Source organism: Streptomyces sp. UW30, assembly GCF_008042075.1.
Lineage (GTDB): Bacteria > Actinomycetota > Actinomycetes > Streptomycetales > Streptomycetaceae > Streptomyces.
This window is the reverse complement of record NZ_RDBN01000037.1, coordinates 896,926-914,755: the sequence shown is the minus strand read 5'-3', so window position 1 is coordinate 914,755 and position 17,830 is coordinate 896,926. Positions and strand designations below refer to the sequence as shown.

Here is a 17,830-nt window from a genome sequence, read left to right as displayed (position 1 = left end):
GAGCTTGGGGGAGCGACCAGCCACAACGGACCTGCGGACGATCGACTGCCCGTCGCGGCGCCAGCGCCGAGCGCTCAGCAACCGTCGCAGGGGCAGCAGCAGTCGCACCCGTCGCAGTCGCAGTCACGGCAGCAGCCCTCGCGCTTCTTGCGGGACCACGGGCCCTCGTACTCCTTCGCGCAGCACAGCTTGCAGGTGCAGCACAGCAGCCAGAACATCCCGCAGCCGGCCCAGAACCCACGCCGCCCCTTCGGCGGCTGCGGGACCGGTCCACCGCCGAACCCGCCGAAGTCACCACCGCCACCGCCGCCTGAACCGGCGCCACCACCGGGCACTCCCCCACCACCGGCGTAGGGATTCCCGCCAACGGCATACGGATTCTGCGGCGCCCCATAAGGCCCCGGCTGCGGCTGCTGCGGCTGCTGCCCATAGGGCCCGGGCTGATGGGACGCGTGCGACGCGTGCGACGAACAGGTCGGCACCGTGCCGAACGCCCGGTCCACCGAGCGCCGCAGCTCGTGCACGAGCAGGAGGTGGGCGAGCTTGGCATCCGTGAACTCCACCTCGCGCAGCGCCAGCCGCACCCCGTGCACGGCGTCGTCGGCGAGCCGTCGCGCCTCGGCGAGCGAGGTCCCGGTCGCGGTGAGGGGGTTCCACGCACCCGCCTCGGCGTCGGCCGCCCGGTCCTCCACGGCGTCCAGGAGGTGCGCCAGCCGTCCGAACAGGCGCCCGGCGTCGGCGAGCGGTTCGGCGTTGTGCGGCCGTCCGGCCAGGATCGCGGTGTGCGCGAAGGCGGCAGCGGTCGCCGTCTCGGTCGGCTCGGTCACGGCGAGGATCGGCGTCCCGATCCCGGCGAGCGCCTCGATGCCGACCTGCCGGTCCACGGCGTCGACCAGCAGGGCGGTGTCGAACCCGACGGCCGAGCCGCTGCGGGCACCCGCCGCACCCCACCCCGCGGCCACCCGGCGCGCGGCGAGCGCCACCGGCCTGCGGGCCAGCAGCCCGTCTCCGTCGGCGACATGGTCACGCACCTTGGCCGAGGCGAGCACCAGCGAGACGGCGGCGGCGAGCCGAGCGCCCTCACCCTGCGCGACGGACGCGGTGCGCATCCCGCGCAGCGGGCACGGTCCCGCCGTACGCCTCAGTCCACTGTCCTTCTGGGCCTGAGCCTCCGTCAGAACGGAGATGAGGAGCCCGTCGTAGTTCGTCACGATCCGCGCGAACTGACCATGGTCCCCACGCAACGAGAGGCACAGCCCGCACAAATGCGCCATCCATTGGCCTGCAAGGCTCTCGCCGAGACGATGACGACAGGGCCTGACTATTCCGAACATGACGCTCCCCCGAGGTTCTTACGTTCGCAACTACGACGCTGAGCTGCCGCATCGTACCGGCCGGCGTCTCGATCGCCACGGCTTCTCGTTCACCCGTACGCACCCCACATCACCCAAACGCCGTGAAGAATCATATTTCACTCACAGTCAGCAGCCGTACGTGGCATGCCCCTTGGGGGACACGGGCTCTCGACGTATTCGCTGTGCACCAGTACCGTCACAAACCCCCCGCGCGGCGTCTATCCACTTGGCGTGACGTCCGCATCATGGATGACCATAGGGATGCGGAAAGCAAAAAGACCGCTGTGAGAGGAGGCGTCCATGGGATCGGTGCGCAAGGCGAGTGCCTGGCTGGGCCTCGTTGACGACAACGATGACGAGCGTTACTACGACGATGACTACTCCGAGGGGACCGAGCCCGGGGAGGCCTGGGTCACCGACCCGCGGGTCAAGGTGGCCACGGACGTCGCAGAGGAGAAGGGCCGCCGGATCGGCACGGTCACTCCGGACAGCTTCCGGGACGCCCGCGCCATCGGCGAGCTGTTCCGGGAGGGGGTCCCGGTCATCATGAACCTCACGGCCATGGAGCCGGCCGACGCCAAGCGTGTCGTCGACTTCGCGGCGGGGCTCATCTTCGGCCTGCGTGGCTCGATCGACCGGGTGTCCAACCGGGTGTTCCTGCTGACCCCGGCCGACACGGAGATCATCAGCGGCGAGCGGGCGGCTCACCGCGAGGACGGCTTCTACAACCAGAGCTGAGGCAGGGCCGTTCACCGGCCCTGCCCCACCTGGTGGGGTCAGCGGAAGGCGTCGAGCCCGGTGAGTGCCTTGCCCAGCACGAGCTGGTGCATCTCGACGGTGCCCTCGTAGGTGAGCACCGATTCGAGATTGGTCGCGTGCCGCATCACGGGGTATTCGAGCGAGATCCCGTTGGCACCGAGAATCGTCCGCGCCGTACGGCAGATGTCGATGGCCTCGCGGACGTTGTTCAGCTTTCCGAAGCTGACCTGTTCCGGACGCAGTCGACCGGCGTCCATGCGCCGCCCCAGATGGTGGGCGAGCAGAATCCCCTTGTGCAGTTCGAGCGCCATGTCGGCGAGTTTGGCCTGGGTGAGCTGGAAGCCCCCGATCGGCCGGCCGAACTGCTCCCGGGTCTTCGAGTAGTCGACGGCGGCCTCGAAACAGGAGCGCGCCGCGCCCATGGCCCCCCACACGATCCCGTACCGGGCGTGCGAGAGACAGCTCAGCGGCCCCTTGAGCCCGACGACGTCCGGCAGCACCGCATCGGCCGGCAGCCGTACGTCGTCCATCACGAGCTCACTGGTGACGGAGGCGCGCAGCGACAGCTTGTGCTTGATCTCCGGTGCGGAGAACCCGGCGCTGTCGGCCAGCACGACGAACCCTCGGATCCCCTCGTCGGTCTGCGCCCACACGACGGCGACGCCGGAGACGGACCCGTTGGTGATCCACATCTTCCGCCCGTTCAGCACCCAGTCGGAGCCGTCCCGCTTGGCGTACGTCCGCATGGAGCCGGGGTCGGACCCGTGGTCGGGCTCGGTCAGCCCGAAGCACCCGATGACCTCGCCGGAGGCCATGCGGGGCAGCCACGCCTGCTTCTGCTCCTCGCTGCCGAACCGGTGGATGGCGTACATGGCGAGGGATCCCTGCACGGAGACCAGGGACCGGATGCCGGAGTCGGCGGCCTCCAGTTCCAGACAGGCGAGCCCGTACTGCACGGCGGAGGCCCCGGCGCACCCGTACCCGTCGAGGGACATCCCGAGCGCGCCGATCTCCCCGAGCTCCCGGGCGAGCTCACGAATCCCCGGCAGCTCGCCCTTCTCGTACCAGTCGGCGACATACGGCACGACCCGATCCGCGGCCCACTCCCGCACGGTGCCCCGGATGGCCAGATCCTCGGGTTCCAGGAGGTCGTCGATACCGAGGGGGTCGGCGGGGTCGAAAGGGGGCAACTTCGAGGACGCGGACATGGGAGACCCTCCGGCGACGACTAAAACTAGCACCGCTAGTCACGACTGTGCGGCCGACGCTACGACTCGGCGTCCCGCACGTCCAGTACGCGACCGCGCAACCGCGGGTCGGAGAAGGCTCGGTCAAGCCGAGACGCGGGACTCCGCGACTTCCCTCGGCTTGGGCAACTCCACGGCGGGCGCCTCGCACTGCATGACCCGCGGCAGCCGCAACGCCATCACCGCGCCCAGCAGCAACAACCCCGCACTCACCAGCAACGTCACATGCAGCCCGTGCACGAAGGAGTTCCGCGCCGCGTGTCTCAGGGCCACCCCCGCCGACCCGCCCAGCTGTGCGGAGACCTCGTAGGCCTCCCCCAGCGAGTGCGAGGCCGCCGTGGAGGCCGACGCCGGCACACCCGGCACGGCCGACAGCCCGGGGGCGTACGCCGCGTTCATCACGCTGCCCAGCAGCGCGATGCCGATGCCGGCGCCCAGCTGGTACGACGTCTCCCCGATCGCCGCCGCCCCGCCGGCCTGCTCCTGCGGAGCCTCGCTCAGCATCGACTCGTACGCCCCGAAGAGCGTCGTCTCAAGGCCGAAGCCCAGCAGCACGAACCCGACCAGCAGCAGCCCGGGGTTGTCCTCGCCGCCCATGGCGGTCAGCACGACCACCGCGAGGGCCGTCAGACAGAACCCGGCACACACCATCCGCCGGGGGCCGAACCGCCGCAGCATCCGCGCGCCCGCGAGCCCGGACGCCATCGCCGCGAAGGTCAGCGGCAGCAGCCTCAGGCCCGTCTCCAGCGGCGACAGCCCGAGCACCAGCTGGAGGTACTGCGCCGCGATCAGCTCCAGGCCGACCAGCGCGAGCATGGCCAGCACGATGCAGCCGACGGACGTACTGAACGCCGGTCGCGCGAACATCTTGAGGTCCACCAGCGGATACGTCCGCCGCTTCTGGCGTCGTACGAAGAGGACCAGCATCACCGCGCCGACCACCAGCGGCACCAGGGTGAGCAGGCTCGCCGCCGGCTCTCCGCCGCCGAGCCGCTTCACGCCCAGCACGACGCCGAACAGCCCGCCCGCCGCGAGCAGCGCGCCGACCACGTCCCAGGGCCCCTTGCCGTCGCCCTTCGACTCGGGCAGCAGCAGCCGGCCCACCGGGAGGCTGACCAGCATCAGCGGGATGTTGACGAGGAAGACCGAGCCCCACCAGAAGTGCTCGAGGAGGAAACCGCCGAGCAGCGGTCCGACCGCCGCGCCGACCGCGGCCACGGCGCTCCAGATGCCGATGGCGAGGGCCCGCTCGCGCCGGTCGGGAAAGACCTGGCGCAGGATCGAAAGAGTCGCGGGCATGATCATCGCGCCGCCCACGCCGAGCAGGGCGCGGGCCAGGATCAGCACCTGTGGATCGTGCGCGAGGGCCGCAAGGCCGGAAGCGACGCCGAAGAGGGCGTAGCCGAGCAGCAGCACGCGTCTGCGGCCCACCCGGTCACCGAGCGTGCCGAAGAGGATCAGCAGCGAGGCGCAGACGAGCGGGTAGATGTCGACGATCCAGAGCAGTTCTATCGCGCCGGGGCGGAGGTCCTCGGTGACGGCGGGCACCGCCACATGGAGCACGGTCGCGTCGACGGCGACGAGCAGCAGGCTGACGCAGAGGACGACGAGGACGACCCAGCGGTTGGCACCGGCCCCGGCCGCCCGACGGCGCAGCGCAGCGGCAGCCGTGGTCGTCCCGGACATGTACGTACCTCCCAGATGTTTCCTCGCCCTCGGCGGGCACACGGGGTGGGGACTCCCCGCGACTCGGCCGGAGAGGAGCGGTGGTCTCCGGCCCGCGCAACTAAGGGCGAGTGACTCGTCAGAGTACGCGAGTCCCCGTCGGCGCCGAGTGGCGGACCTCTCAGACTCCACACCAACGCGTGTGGCGTACGCCACACCCACCGACCCGGACCGGTGATCTCCAGGAGAATTCCACCCAAGGATTCGGTGAACGAATTCATAAGCAGTGAAAAACGAACGAACAGAATGATCAAAGGAATTGAAGGGCGCAGCCCGCGATGATTACGGATTCCTTGGAAATAAACCCCCTCCTGAGAGGAATCCCACATCACATCGTCATCACAAAGCCGTGGATTCGCCCTTGAACTGCGCTCACTCGCTGTAACGTCGATTGGGTGTGTACCGAACGAAAGCTGACCCGTCTGGACCGGGTCTTCGCCAGGCTGGACCGGGAACCGGAACGCCCGGCCCACATCGATGTGCCGCGGATGACCCGGCACAGGATCGTGCTCTTCTCCGCGACCCTGGCCTTCTACGGGGCCATCGTGTGGGCCGTCGTCATCACCTCGTGGCTGGTCCGGCTCGACTGGCAGGTCATGTTCTTCCGCCCGTACCAGCAGTGGGCGGAGATCCACGCGTTCGTCGACTACTACGTGGTGCTCGGCCAGCGCGGCCCGACCGCCGTGATGGTCGCGGCCTGGCTGGGCTGGCGCTCCTGGCGCCAGCACACGCTGCGTCCGCTGCTCGCGCTCGGCGTCTCGCTGCTGCTGCTGAACATCACCGTCGGTGCCGCCAAGCTCGGCATGGGCCGCCTCGGCCCGCACTACGCGACCACCATCGGGTCGAGTGAGATGGGCCTGGGCGGCGATATATTTCCCAGCGGCCACACCGCCAACGCCGTGGTGACCTGGGGAATCCTGGCCTATCTGGCCTCGACCCCGAGAGCGCGCCGCTGGCTGTCGGCCCTGTCCGCGGTGACCTCGCTGGGCGTGGGTCTGTCCACCGTGTACCTCGGTACGCACTGGCTGAGCGACGTGCTGCTCGGCTGGGCCGCCGGTCTGCTGATCATGCTCGCGCTGCCGTGGTTCGAGCCGCTGATCGCCCGCGCCGAGACCTGGCTCTTCGACCTGCGCGACCACTGGCGGGCACGCCGGGCCGGCTCCCTTCCGCTGGCGCCCGCCCCGGTCGGGGCCCCGGTGCAGCTCAAGCCGCGCCCCACGGCCGTCGACGACGAGGCCGCGGCACGCGAGGCGTCGTCCCCGGCCCGCTCCCCGCGCGCACCCGTCTACCTGGCGCCGGGCCCCCACACCGCCCGTGCGGAGCGCACGCCGGTCACCCCGGCCGGCACCCGCCGCCCGCCGCACACGGACCGCATCACCCGAGGCGGCGGGACCCAGGCGGCCCGCCCCCTCACCGGCGGCGGCTGACCCGCCCCCTCAGCGCGGGTTCGGTACACACGACCACCCGCATGGCGACGGCCCCGGCTCCTGTGGAGGAGCCGGGCCGTCGCCGTGTGTCAGCCCTTCCAGGCCCGCGTCACCTGGCCGTCCTTCACCTCGAAGTTCAGCCGGCCCACGCGGTACTCCATGGTGATGATCGCCCCCGGCGGCAGCGAACGCACCGTCGACCACCCACGGTCACGGGCGAGTCGCTCAGCCCCGTCGGCGGCGAGACCGACGTACGCGTCCGGGTTGTCCTGGGGTTCTGCGGGGGGTTTCGGAATGGGTGCCATGCGGCCAACGCTAGGGCCTCGCCGAGGGATCGGGCCAGATCCGACCGGGATCCTTTGTAGCGGCCATCCGGGGGCACACGTCCCTCTCGGGTCACGCTTTTGTCACAGAATCACGACACGCGTTTCGGTCCCTTCAACATCGACGGACCGTCACACGGACGAGGGATTCTCTGGGCCTTCCGCAGGCATTCGATCGTAATTCCCGCGTGTCGCGCCGCCCTGTCCGACAGCGCGGCGGAAAAGTTCCCGAGGAACTGCCCGCGGACTCTTTTTCTCCCCGATTCCGCGCGGGTCACGGGAGCCGGCGCCGCACGGAAAGTACATGGTTCCACCACAGGACCTCCGTACGCCCTCTGTCGGAGCGCCGCCGACGCGAGCATCATGGCGTGAGCTCGCGTCGGCGCGTGCGACGCGGGCTTCAGCGGGCCCGGGACGCGACGAGCGAAGGGGCGAGCGAGCGATGGGGACGCAGACCGCACAGGCGACGGCACGGCCCATGCGCAGCCTCCAGCCGGGCGGCCGTGTGGTCGTCGACTGGCTGACCACCACCGACCACAAGAAGATCGGCCATCTCTACCTGATCACGTCGTTCGTGTTCTTCCTGGCCGGCGGTGTGATGGCGATGCTGATGCGGGCCGAACTGGCCCGGCCCGGGATGCAGTTGGTGAGCAACGAGCAGTTCAACCAGCTGTTCACCATGCACGGCACGATCATGCTGCTGCTGTTCGCGACCCCGTCCTTCGCGGGCTTCGCCAACGAGCTGATGCCGCTGCAGATCGGCGCCCCGGACGTCGCCTTCCCGCGGCTGAACATGTTCTCGTACTGGCTGTTCCTGTTCGGCGGTCTGATCGTGATGGGCTCGCTGATCGTGCCGGACGGGCCGGCCGCCTTCGGCTGGTTCGCCTACGCCCCGCTCAACAGCCTGGAGCGCTCGCCCGGCATCGGCCCCGACCTGTGGATCATGGGCCTGGCGCTGGCCGGCTTCGGCACGATCCTCGGCGCGGTCAACTTCATCACCACGATCATCGGGATGCGCGCCCCCGGCATGACGATGTTCCGGATGCCGATCTTCACCTGGAACACGCTGTTCACGTCGATCCTGATCCTGATGGCGTTCCCGGTGCTGGCGGCGGCCCTGCTGGTGCTGGAGGCGGACCGGCGGTTCGGCTCGGTGGTGTTCGAGGCGGCCAACGGCGGGGCGCTGCTCTGGCAGCACCTGTTCTGGTTCTTCGGCCATCCCGAGGTGTACATCATCGCGCTGCCGTTCTTCGGCATCATCTCGGAGATCATCCCGGTCTTCAGCCGCAAGCCGATCTTCGGCTATCTGACGCTGATCGGGGCGACGATGGCGATCACCGGTCTGTCGGTCGTGGTGTGGGCGCACCACATGTTCGTCACGGGCGCGGTGCTGCTGCCCTTCTTCTCCTTCATGAGCTTCCTGATCGCCGTCCCGACGGGCGTGAAGTTCTTCAACTGGACCGGGACCATGATCAGGGGCTCGCTGTCCTTCGAGACCCCGATGCTGTGGGCGACCGGCTTCCTCGTGACGTTCCTGTTCGGCGGTCTGACCGGGGTGATCCTGGCGTCGCCGCCGATGGACTTCCATGTCTCCGACTCGTACTTCGTGGTCGCCCACTTCCACTACGTCGTCTTCGGCACGGTCGTCTTCGCGATCTTCGCCGGCTTCCACTTCTGGTGGCCCAAGTTCACCGGGAAGATGCTCGACGAAAGGCTCGGCAAGATCCACTTCTGGACGCTGTTCGTCGGCTTCCACACCACGTTCCTGGTGCAGCACTGGCTGGGCGCGGAGGGCATGCCGCGCCGGTACGCCGACTATCTGGCGGCCGACGGCTTCACCACGCTCAACACGGTCTCGACGATCGGCGCGTTCGTGCTGGGCCTGTCGACGCTGCCGTTCCTCTACAACGTCTGGAAGACCGCCAAGTACGGCAAGAAGGTCGAGGTCGACGACCCCTGGGGCTACGGCCGCTCCCTGGAGTGGGCGACCTCCTGCCCGCCCCCGCGGCACAACTTCACGACGCTGCCGAGGGTCCGCTCGGAGTCCCCGGCGTTCGACCTGCATCACCCCGAGCAGACGGAGCTCGAGGAGTCCCGCGCTCCAGCGCCCGGGACAGCCGGTCCCGGGCCTGACTGATCGTCTCGGTCAGCCCGTCCGGTTCCAGCACCTCGAACTCGAAGCCCATCATCATCACGTGCAGCACCATCACGTCGAGGCCGGCGGCCCCGGTGCGCAGGATGCAGGCGCCCTCCCCGTCGGCCTCCAGCGTGCCCGCGGAGGGCGAGACGCGTTCGGCGGCCTCGGCCAGGGGAACCAGCAGCCGGATGACGGCGTGTGAGGCGTACGCGCGCGTGGAGACGCCCTGGGAGACATACGCGGCGAGGTCCTCGGCGGGCGGGGTGCGCGGGGCGAAGCGCGGGCCGTGCGGCGGCCTGGGGGTGATGCGGTCGACGCGGAACGTCCGCCAGTCCTCGCGGTCGAGGTCCCAGGCGACCAGGTACCAGCGGCGCTCGCTGCACACGAGGCGGTGCGGTTCGACGCTGCGGCGGGTGGGGGCGCCCTCGTGGTCGCGGTACTCGAAGCGCAGCCGCTCGGCGTCCCGGCAGAGGTTGGCGAGCTCGGTGAGGACGGCCGGGTCCACGGTGGAGGGCTGGGGGCCGCGCAGCATCGGCACCGTGTAGGCGTTGAGGGCGCCGACGCGGCGGCGCAGCCGGTTCGGCAGGACCTGCTCCAGCTTGGCGAGGGCCCGCACCGAGGTCTCGCCGATGCCCTCGATGCCCTGGCCGGCAGCGGTGCGCAGGCCGACGGCCACGGCGACGGCCTCGTCGTCGTCCAGCAGCAGGGGTGGCAGTTCGGCGCCGGCGCCCAGTTGGTAGCCGCCTCCGGTGCCGGGGCTGGCGTTGACCGGGTAGCCCAGCTCGCGCAGGCGGTCGACGTCGCGGCGGATCGTGCGCGGGGTGACACCGAGGCGGCCGGCGAGTTCGGGGCCGGACCATTCGCGGTGGGCCTGGAGGAGGGAGAGCAGCCGCAGGAGTCTTGCGGAGGTGTCCAGCATGGGGCGCCTATTGGCTCGGGAACGCGGGTTTCGTGGGCGGGTGCGGGTCCATGGTGGCTGATCGCGCAGCTGCCCGCGCCCCTAAGCGGGTTACCGGTACCCGGCATTCGACGCTCAGGTTTCCTTGCCGGGTCTCGTACGGCACCCGGGAGGCGGAGGGGTGCACGTCCATGGCACCCGGCGCCAGACGATGGTCCGATTCCTCCTCCGTGACGCTTGCGTACGCGTCCCAGTGGCCCTCCGGCAGGGACACGCTGCTGGGCAGGGCGGCGCGCAGGCGGCCCGTCGTGGCCGGAGCCAGGGGCAGGGTGACCTCCTCGCGGCCCTCGCGGTGGCGCAGGACGAGGTGAGCCGCCTCGGTGGACCCGGCGGCGGTGACGTCGAAGGTCAGTCCACCGGCCGAATCAGCGATGCAGTCGGCGCGCAGTGGTGCGGCCTGCGGCACGGGCGTCATGCGCTGCGGTTCCTCCCTCGGCTCTGTGCTGTGTCGGTTGGAGGTTGGACCGGCGATACGGCCTTTTGGTTGCGCCTCACGGCTGGTACGACAGCTGCGGCACCTCGAAGCACGTGTCGTTCATGTCTCCCTGCGACACCCAGCCCCGGCCGTCCTCCCAGCGCGCCACCGACAGACAGGTCCGGCGGCTCTTCGGCGGCTCGGGCAGCCTCTCGAATGTGACCGGGATCAGCAGGCCGTCGGCGGTGTATCCCTGGCTGCGGTTCATGTGGTCGTCGACGCAACGGCGCGTGACGCCCTGTCCGGCGCACGCCTTCGCCGCGTCCGTGAACCACATCGCCGCGGCCCAGCCCTCCAGCTGCCACTGGGAGTGGGTCCGAAGGCCCGACGCGGCGTCCCGGAACTCCCGTACGGCGTCCTGGTCGGTGTCCTCGAAGTTGCGGGACGAGCCGGTCGCCCACAGGGCGTTGCGGCAGCGCGGGGAGTCCTTGTAGTCCTCGGCGACGGTGGACGTCCAGTTCTGTACGTTCGTGACCTTGGCGGTGACCTCGGCGCCGACGTCGTCCATCGCCTCGCACAGCCGGGCGTTGCCGTGCGTGTCGATGGCGTCGAAGACGAGGTCGGCGCCCTGTTCCTTCAGGTCGGCCGCCACCGCGCGGAAGTTGGGCAGCGCGAAGTCGACCTGCTCGGTGACCACCTTGTAGCCCTCGGCCTTCAATCCCCGCTCGACGAGCCGGGCGTAGGCGGCGGATGCGGGCTGGTTGTAGGAGACGACGGCGGCCGTACGGGCGCCGTGCTCGCGTTTGAAGTAGCGGTAGACCTCCGTTCCGCCGTACTGCTTGCCGTCCCAGCCGGTGGTGCCGTCGCGGGGCGCGAGGCTGCCGTAGATGCCGTACAGGTGCGGCCAGGTGTCGTAGGCGGCCCCGATCGGCTGGCCGCCGATATCGGGCACGCGCGCGCGTGAGACGCGTGAGGCGCCCGCGTAGTCCAGGGCGGTGGTGGCGACCAGCGCGACGACCTTGTCCTCGTCGATCAGCTCGTGCACGCACTCGTTGTTGCCGACGCCGCTGCCGCCGTCGTCGCACTCACGCACCTCGACGCGGCGGCCGTCGATGCCGCCGCGCGCGTTGAGGCGGTCGAAGTACGCCTTGGCGCCGTCGCGCGGGCCGGTGAAGGCGTTGCCGCCGACGGGGCTGGTGGCGCTGGTGATGACGCCGACGCGGATCGGGGTGCCCGCCGCGGCCGGCTGCGAGGGTGCGCCCCGGTCGCGGTGCTCGAAGTCGCTCTCCGGCAGCCTGCTGCCGCACGCCGTACTCAGAGTCAGCAGCAGCACGGCGATCGCCGCCTCAGCACCCAGGGATCGGTGACCCATTGCCGCTCAACTGGACCAGCGCGCACAGGGTCTTGGCGGACACCTTCCAGGTGCCGTCCTGTTCGACCGCGGTTCCGGAGGCGTTCGGCAGGGCGGTCGCGCCCTTGAGGGTCAGGTCGTACGTCACGTTCGCCTCGGTCGGCGAGGTGAACTCGATCTTGGAGACCTGCGCCTGGACCTGCCCGCCGCGCTCGTCACCGCTGAAGGCCTGGAGGACCGGCGCCATCTGCTCGCCGTTCTCCAGGACGGTCTGCTTGTCCTCCGTCGTGGTCTTCGGGTCGAAGAACTTCTGCCAGTTCTGCTTGATCTCCGTCTCGGCCGCCCCCGCGTCGGCGGGCGCCGTCGCGGCCGGTGACGGCTCGGTCTGCTCGACGGTCGGTGTCGGCGGTGTCTCGTTGCCGCCGCCTCCCTCGTCGTCGCTGCACGCCACGAGGGCCGGGGCGAGGAAGAGGAGCAGGGCGGCCGCCAGCACCGTCCCCCGTCCCCTGCGTGCGCCGCGCCGCCTGAGGTCGCTCCCGAGAACCATCTGGCTCACCACCGGGTGTCGATCCGGGCCGTGTGCGCCCGGTGCTTTCAGGGTCAGCTTGCAGGAGGCATAGTGCAAGCCATTGGCTGACATGGACAGGCACATGCGCGGAAAGCCGGTGCACGGGCACCGAAACCGGATGCGCATGGACCAGAACCCGACGTGTGGGAGCCGGCGATGCGGACAGCCCGACTGCGGACCGTGCACCCCGTGCTGTGGGCCGGCTGGGCCGCGCTCGCGGCCGGCGCCGTGCTGTGCGTCATCGGCTGGTACGGCGTCTCCGGCGAGCGGTTCGCCGAGCGTCAGCTGCCGTATCTCGCGTCCTGCACGGTGCCCGGCGCCGCGCTGATCATCGCCGGGTCGGTGCTGCTGACCCACGGCCGGGGCGCACTCGCCGCCGCGCGCGTGGACGAGCTGTACGGCCTTCTGGTGGCCGCGGAGCCCGCCGACGCCGATGAGTCCGGGCAGGACGCCACGGCTCCCCTGGCGGTCAGCGGGGACCTGCTGATGGTGCCCGGCGGCACCCTCTGGCACCGCGCGGACTGCCCGCTGGTCGCCGGGAAGGTGGAGGCCGTCCCCGTCGACGCGAAGCTGGTCCGCAGCGGCGAGCTGGGCCCGTGCCCGATCTGTGAGCCCGCCGAAGCGGACGACTGAGGTCCGCCCCGATGTCCTCCCTGACGTACGACCTCACGCTGGCCGGCCTGTCGGTCGGCAGCGCCGCCGCGCTCACCGGGATCGGCCTGGTCGTGACGTACCGCGCGACCGGCGTGCTGAACTTCGCGCACGGGGCGATCGCGATGGTGTGCGCGTATGCGCTGCGCCAGTGCGTGGTGGAGTGGGGCTGGCCGCTGTGGGCGGGCGCGACGGTGACGCTGCTGATCCTGGCGCCCGGCATCGGGATGCTGCTGGAACGGTTCGTCTTCCGGCCGCTGTCCGTCCTGGGCAGCGATCCGGCGCAGACCCTGGTGGCGTCCATCGGCGTGTTCGTGCTGCTGGTGGGCGGGGCGGCGCTGCTGTGGGGCCAGGGAGCGCGCGACGACGCGCCGGAGCTGGTGTCGGCGGACCCCTGGGGCCAGCTGACGGTGGCGCTGCTGCTGGCGGCCGGGGTCGGCGCGGTGATCCGCTGGACGCGCTTCGGCCGGGAGCTGCGTGCCGTGGTCGACGACCGGCAGCTGGCCGTCCTCGGGGGCATCGACGCCGACCGGGTCGCGGCGGCGGGCTGGGCGTTCGGCTCGTTCACGGCGGGCCTGACGGGCGTACTGCTGGCGCCGTACGTGCGCCTGGACCCGTACGGCATGCCGCTGCTGGTCATGGAGGTGGTCGCGGTCGCGGTGGTCGCGCGGATGCGCAGCCTGCCGGTCGCAGTGGTGACGGCGCTGGCCATCGGGGTGGCCCAGAGCCAGCTGACACGCCTGCACCCCTCGGGCTGGGGCGCCCCGCTGCTCCAGGCCGTCAGCACGAACCTCTTCGTGGTGGCCCTGCTGATCGCAGCCCTGGCCCTGCCGAGCGTCGGCACGCGCGACGCGCTCCCCCGCTCGGCCACCGCGCGCGTGCCGACGCCCGCGGGCGCCTGGATCGTCGCGGTCGTGCTCTTCCTGCTCCCGCTGGGCTTCGCGGGCTCGGACCTGCATACGTCGGTGCAGGTGCCGGCGCTGGGCGTGGTGCTGCTGTCCCTGGTCGTGGTCACGGGCCGCGGCGGCCAGATCTCGCTCGGGCAGGGGGCCTACGCGGGCCTGGGCGCCCTGTTCACGGCCCTGCTGGCGGCGGGCCGCTTCCCTGGCCTGCCGCGCCTGCCGGAGCTCGCCGCACTGGCGCTGGCGGTCGTCCTGGTGGCCCCGCTGGGCCTCCTGACGGGCTGGCCGGCGGTTCGCCGCCGCGGCCTCGCGCTGGCCCTGGCCACCTTCGCGGTCGGCGTCGGTGTGAGCCGCTTCGTCTTCACCCAGCCGTACGCGATCTCGGGCCTGTCCCTCGGCCGCCCGGCGGGCTTCGAGGGCGACCGCGCGTACTACGTCCTGGAACTCGTCCTCCTCGCGGCGGCCCTGCTGGCGACCTGGCTGCTGCGCCGGGGCCGCACCGGACGGGCCCTGGCGGCGATGCGCGACCACGAGTCCGGGGCGTCCGCGGCGGGCGTGCAGGTGCCCTCCCTCAAGCTCCTGGCCTTCGTCTCGGGCGCCGCCCTCGCGGCCCTGGGCGGCGGCATGCTCGGCATGGGCCTGCGCGCCTTCGACCCGGCCGCCTACGACCCCGTCCGCGGCCTGCTCTGGTTCGCCGCGGTGGTGGTCCTGGGCGCCGACAGCACCCTGGGCGCCCTGGCAGCGGCGGCCCTCCTGGTCGGCCTGGACGCGGGCGCCCGGGGCGGCGTGGCGGCTGCGCTGATCGGGGTGCTGGCGGTGCTGGTGGGACGGTTCCCCGGGGGGCCGTACGAGGCGGTTCGGACGGCGGCGGTGAGGCTGGGTCTGCGACGCAGGGCGAGTCTGACGCCGGTGGGCCTTGGGGTGCGCAGCCGACTGCGACCGCTGGGGCGGGAACCCGCACCCCGGCCGACCCTGACGGGCCTGACGGCATCGGGCCCCCACGCGCCCCACCCCGCCGAGGTCGCCGACGGCGTTCGGCCCCCACAAGGGCCACCCGCACCCGACGACGAATCCCGCACGGGCGGTGCGGGTGGGAACCCGAACGCGGCCGAAGGCCGCGTGCCCACCCACGCACGCGCACGAGCACTCGCACCCGCACCCGCACCCGCACCCACCCTCACCACGCACCACCTCCAGGCCCGCTACGACAATTTCACCGCCCTGGAAGACATCACCCTCACCGTCCCCGCCGGCCACATCACCGCGATCGTCGGCCCCAACGGCGCGGGAAAGACGACCTTGTTCCACTGCCTCGCCGGCACTCACCGCCCCGCACAGGGACAAGTCAGGCTCGGCCCCCGCGACATCACCCACCTCCCCGCCCACGCCCGCACCCGCCTCGGCATCGCCCGAACCTTCCAACAACTGGCCGTCTTCCCGTCACTGACCGTCGCCGAGAACGTCCGCGTAGGCGCCGAGCAAGGACGAGTCCAGGACCCGTCAGCCGTGGAACGCGCCCTGAGACTCCTCACCCTGGACGGCCCCGTACGTTCCCTGCCCGCCGCCGGTCTCCCCACCGGCACACTCCGGCGTGTCGAGTTGGCCCGGGCTCTCGCGGGCGGCCCACGCGTCCTGCTGCTCGACGAACCCGCCGCCGGTCTCGACACGGCGGAAGTCGGAGCGCTCACCAGGGTCCTGAAGGCCCTCGCCGCGGACGGCATGGCCCTGCTCGTCGTCGAGCACGACCTCGACCTGGTCGCCGACCTCGCCGACACGGTGCACGTCATGACGGCGGGCCGCATCGTCGCCTCCGGCCCACCCGACCGCGTACTCGACGCGGCAGGCACCCAGGAGACCCCGGCATGACGACCCTCTCGCTGCGCCACGCGCGCGTGCGCTACGGCCCCTTGGAGGCCCTCCACGGCGTCACCGTCGCCGCTGCGGGCCCCGGCCTCACCGTCCTCCTGGGACGCAACGGATCCGGCCGTACGACAGCCCTGCGCGCGCTGGCGGGCACGGTGCGCCTGACCGGCGGCACGGTGGTCTGGGACGGCGTCGACGTGACCCGGGTGGCCGCCGACGAGCGGGCCCGCCGCGGACTGTGCCTGGTCCCCGAGCGGCAGGCGGTCTTCGGCTCCCTCACCGTCCGCGAGAACCTCGAACTCGCGGCCCCGTCGTACGACGACGCCCTGGACGCCTACCCGCGGCTGGAGTCCCTCCTCGCGCGCCGCGCCGGCACGCTGTCCGGCGGCGAACAGCGCATGCTGGCGCTCTCCCGCGCCCTGCTGGCACGCGCGCGTGTCGTGCTCGTCGACGAACCGGCGCAGGGCATGTCGCCGACGGTCGCCGCCCGTACGTACGAGTTGCTGGCCGGACTCGACGCGTGCGTGATCGTCGCCGAGCAACGACTGCCGCCCGTCCTGCGGGGCAGGGCGGCAGTCGTTCACGAACTGTGGCGGGGCGCTGTCGTGTTCAGCGGAGAGGCGGGCGAATACGAGCGCCGGAAAGCGGCACGCCCAACCGGCTCGCGCCCCTCGGCATGAGCAGCAGGCCGGGGGTCAGGCGGTTCTTGGCGACGTCGGAGCGGGGCTTCTCCAGTTTCATACGGCCCTTGAGCCCGTACCGCCTGGAGCAGTGCGGCCAGGCCCCCCAGCCCTGCACGGCCACCACCTTCCGGGCGATGGCGATCTGCTCCTTGCGGGTGGCGAGATCCGCGCGCGGGGCGTACTTCCGCCCGCCGAAGCCCTCCCAGGTCGGCTGCGAGAACTGGAGTCCGCCGTAGTGGCCGTTGCCGGTGTTGATTTTCCAATCGCCGCCGCTCTCGCACTTGGCGACACAGCCCCATGGCCAATGACTCTTGGCACAGGCCAGGGACGCAGGTTTGGGTGGGGGGCCGGAGGCCGGATGTGGAGCCGCCACCTGAGGTGCGTACGTGGCGTGCGACGCGCCCGGGGTGACGGCGGTCAACAGGGCGGCGGTGAGGGCGATCGTGAGCGGTGCGTATTTCATATGAGCACGCTAGGCAGCTCATTGCCGCCGACCGGTGCGGCACGTCCGACGGCCGCAGGCGCCCCACCCGGTCGGCGGACCGGGCGGGGCCCCGAGGGCGGCGCTCAGAGTTCGAGGCGCTGCCCGGGCATGATCAGGTTGGGATCGGCGCCGATGACGGACTTGTTGGCGGCGTGGAGCTGCCGCCAGGTGGTGCCGTGCCGGGCGGCGATACCGCTCAGCGTGTCGCCCTCGCGGACGGTGTAGTCGCCGCGGGACGCGTCGCGGTTCGTGTGCCCCGAGGAGCGCTCCGGCGTCTGCGACGGAGTCGACGGGGCCGACTTGGCGGTCGACGGGGCCGCCTTGCCGGAGGAGGGCGCCGAGCCGGTGGCGGAAGCCGCGGGTGCGCTTCCGTTCGCTCCGGCCCGGGCCGAACAGGTCGGCCACGCGCCCCATCCCTGGGCGCTCTGGACCTTGGTGGCCACGGCGATCTGCTGGGCCCTGGTGGCCTGGTCCGCCGTCGGCGCGTAGGCCGTACCGCCGTACGCGCGCCAGGTGGAGGCGGAGAACTGAAGTCCGCCGTAGTAGCCGTTGCCGGTGTTGATGTGCCAGTTGCCGCCGCTCTCGCACTGTGCGATGCGGTCCCACACTCCGCTGTCCGCCGCTGCGGCGTTGCCTGTAGCGGCCAGCAGTCCGAGCGGGGCGAGCAGTGCCGCCCCGGCGAGGACCGCCGTCGTACGAGTCCGGCTTCCGTTCGAAGCCTTCGGCGCCTTCCGAGCGTTGTCGTGAGTGTTATCGGCACATTCGGACATGTAGGTCCCTCTCGAAGAACTCGGGATCCCCCAAGGCGGAACGCCGCTCACCACGCCATGAGGCGCGTGAGCCGCGCTCGCCCCGTCCGCCGACAGGTCGTGCTGCGAAGCTGGCTGGTGCGGTCGGCGGACGTACCCGAGCGGTGCTCGTTGCACACGGCGGAGCAATGTAGGGACTTCGACCGGTCGACATCAACCAACTCCTTGTCAGT

General features: G+C 71.3%; 15 protein-coding genes and 1 pseudogene. 6 read left to right on the top strand and 10 right to left on the bottom strand.

The genetic code is table 11. The features are described 5' to 3' along the window. Window positions 1-74: 74 nt before the first annotated feature. Window positions 75-1,334: a DUF5685 family protein gene (locus tag EAO75_RS22820; protein ID WP_187284547.1), complete on the bottom strand. Its 1,260-nt coding sequence runs from the start codon at window positions 1,332-1,334 to the stop codon at window positions 75-77. A 321-nt stretch (window positions 1,335-1,655) separates the two neighbouring features. Here EAO75_RS22820 and EAO75_RS22815 point away from each other — a divergent pair, with 321 nt between their 5' ends. Beyond that, on the top strand, window positions 1,656-2,093 hold the full coding sequence (locus EAO75_RS22815) for a cell division protein SepF (protein ID WP_147996909.1): 438 nt from the start codon (window positions 1,656-1,658) through the stop codon (window positions 2,091-2,093). Window positions 2,094-2,131: 38 nt separating this feature from the next. Here the strand turns inward: EAO75_RS22815 and EAO75_RS22810 are convergent, their stop codons facing one another. Further along, a complete protein-coding gene (locus EAO75_RS22810) occupies window positions 2,132-3,322 on the bottom strand; it encodes an acyl-CoA dehydrogenase family protein (RefSeq protein WP_147996908.1) in 1,191 nt (396 codons plus the stop codon). Between the two features lie 123 nt (window positions 3,323-3,445). Beyond that, on the bottom strand, window positions 3,446-5,047 hold the full coding sequence (locus EAO75_RS22805) for an MFS transporter (protein ID WP_147996907.1): 1,602 nt from the start codon (window positions 5,045-5,047) through the stop codon (window positions 3,446-3,448). Window positions 5,048-5,481: 434 nt separating this feature from the next. On the opposite strand from EAO75_RS22805, the gene EAO75_RS22800 reads away from it, so the two are divergent. After that, window positions 5,482-6,513 carry a phosphatase PAP2 family protein gene (locus tag EAO75_RS22800; RefSeq protein ID WP_147996906.1) on the top strand — a complete coding sequence of 344 codons (1,032 nt, stop codon included), beginning with the start codon at window positions 5,482-5,484 and terminating at the stop codon, window positions 6,511-6,513. 89 nt (window positions 6,514-6,602) lie between these two features. On the opposite strand, the gene EAO75_RS22795 is transcribed toward EAO75_RS22800, so the two are convergent. Continuing rightward, window positions 6,603-6,818 carry an I78 family peptidase inhibitor gene (locus EAO75_RS22795; protein ID WP_147996905.1) on the bottom strand — a complete coding sequence of 72 codons (216 nt, stop codon included), beginning with the start codon at window positions 6,816-6,818 and terminating at the stop codon, window positions 6,603-6,605. A gap of 460 nt (window positions 6,819-7,278) precedes the next feature. Between EAO75_RS22795 and ctaD the strand changes: the two are divergent. Beyond that, window positions 7,279-8,964, top strand: a pseudogene (gene ctaD, locus EAO75_RS22790) (cytochrome c oxidase subunit I); the annotation flags it as partial. Here ctaD and EAO75_RS22785 read toward each other — a convergent pair. The 4 genes from EAO75_RS22785 to EAO75_RS22770 form a co-directional block, all read right to left on the bottom strand. Further along, window positions 8,852-9,892, bottom strand: coding sequence for a helix-turn-helix transcriptional regulator (locus EAO75_RS22785; RefSeq protein WP_147996904.1), 1,041 nt, complete (start codon window positions 9,890-9,892; stop codon window positions 8,852-8,854). The pseudogene ctaD and the gene EAO75_RS22785 overlap by 113 nt on opposite strands. Before the next feature lie 7 nt (window positions 9,893-9,899). Beyond that, window positions 9,900-10,346 (bottom strand): hypothetical protein, encoded by a 447-nt coding sequence (locus EAO75_RS22780; protein WP_147996903.1) that lies wholly within the window; start codon window positions 10,344-10,346, stop codon window positions 9,900-9,902. Between the two features lie 76 nt (window positions 10,347-10,422). Further along, entirely contained in the window at window positions 10,423-11,718 is a 1,296-nt protein-coding gene (locus EAO75_RS22775; RefSeq protein ID WP_147996902.1) for an ABC transporter substrate-binding protein, read from the bottom strand. Continuing rightward, entirely contained in the window at window positions 11,693-12,244 is a 552-nt protein-coding gene (locus EAO75_RS22770) for a hypothetical protein (protein ID WP_147996901.1), read from the bottom strand. The genes EAO75_RS22775 and EAO75_RS22770 overlap by 26 nt, the downstream gene beginning before the upstream one ends. 177 nt (window positions 12,245-12,421) lie before the next feature. Here EAO75_RS22770 and EAO75_RS22765 point away from each other — a divergent pair, with 177 nt between their 5' ends. The 3 genes from EAO75_RS22765 to EAO75_RS22755 are packed head-to-tail and all read left to right on the top strand — an operon-like array spanning window position 12,422 to window position 16,361. Next, window positions 12,422-12,898: a hypothetical protein gene (locus EAO75_RS22765; RefSeq protein WP_147996900.1), complete on the top strand. Its 477-nt coding sequence runs from the start codon at window positions 12,422-12,424 to the stop codon at window positions 12,896-12,898. Between the two features lie 11 nt (window positions 12,899-12,909). After that, window positions 12,910-15,684 (top strand): ABC transporter permease subunit, encoded by a 2,775-nt coding sequence (locus EAO75_RS22760; RefSeq protein ID WP_147996899.1) that lies wholly within the window; start codon window positions 12,910-12,912, stop codon window positions 15,682-15,684. Beyond that, window positions 15,681-16,361: an ABC transporter ATP-binding protein gene (locus EAO75_RS22755; RefSeq protein ID WP_147996898.1), complete on the top strand. Its 681-nt coding sequence runs from the start codon at window positions 15,681-15,683 to the stop codon at window positions 16,359-16,361. The genes EAO75_RS22760 and EAO75_RS22755 overlap by 4 nt, the downstream gene beginning before the upstream one ends. Here EAO75_RS22755 and EAO75_RS22750 read toward each other — a convergent pair. Together EAO75_RS22750 and EAO75_RS22745 are read right to left on the bottom strand one after the other, a co-directional pair. Then, window positions 16,291-16,827 (bottom strand): transglycosylase family protein, encoded by a 537-nt coding sequence (locus EAO75_RS22750; protein WP_147996897.1) that lies wholly within the window; start codon window positions 16,825-16,827, stop codon window positions 16,291-16,293. The genes EAO75_RS22755 and EAO75_RS22750 overlap by 71 nt on opposite strands. Before the next feature lie 104 nt (window positions 16,828-16,931). Continuing rightward, window positions 16,932-17,618, bottom strand: a complete 687-nt coding sequence (locus EAO75_RS22745) for a transglycosylase family protein (RefSeq protein WP_147996896.1) — start codon at window positions 17,616-17,618, stop codon at window positions 16,932-16,934. Between the last annotated feature and the right edge of the window lie 212 nt (window positions 17,619-17,830).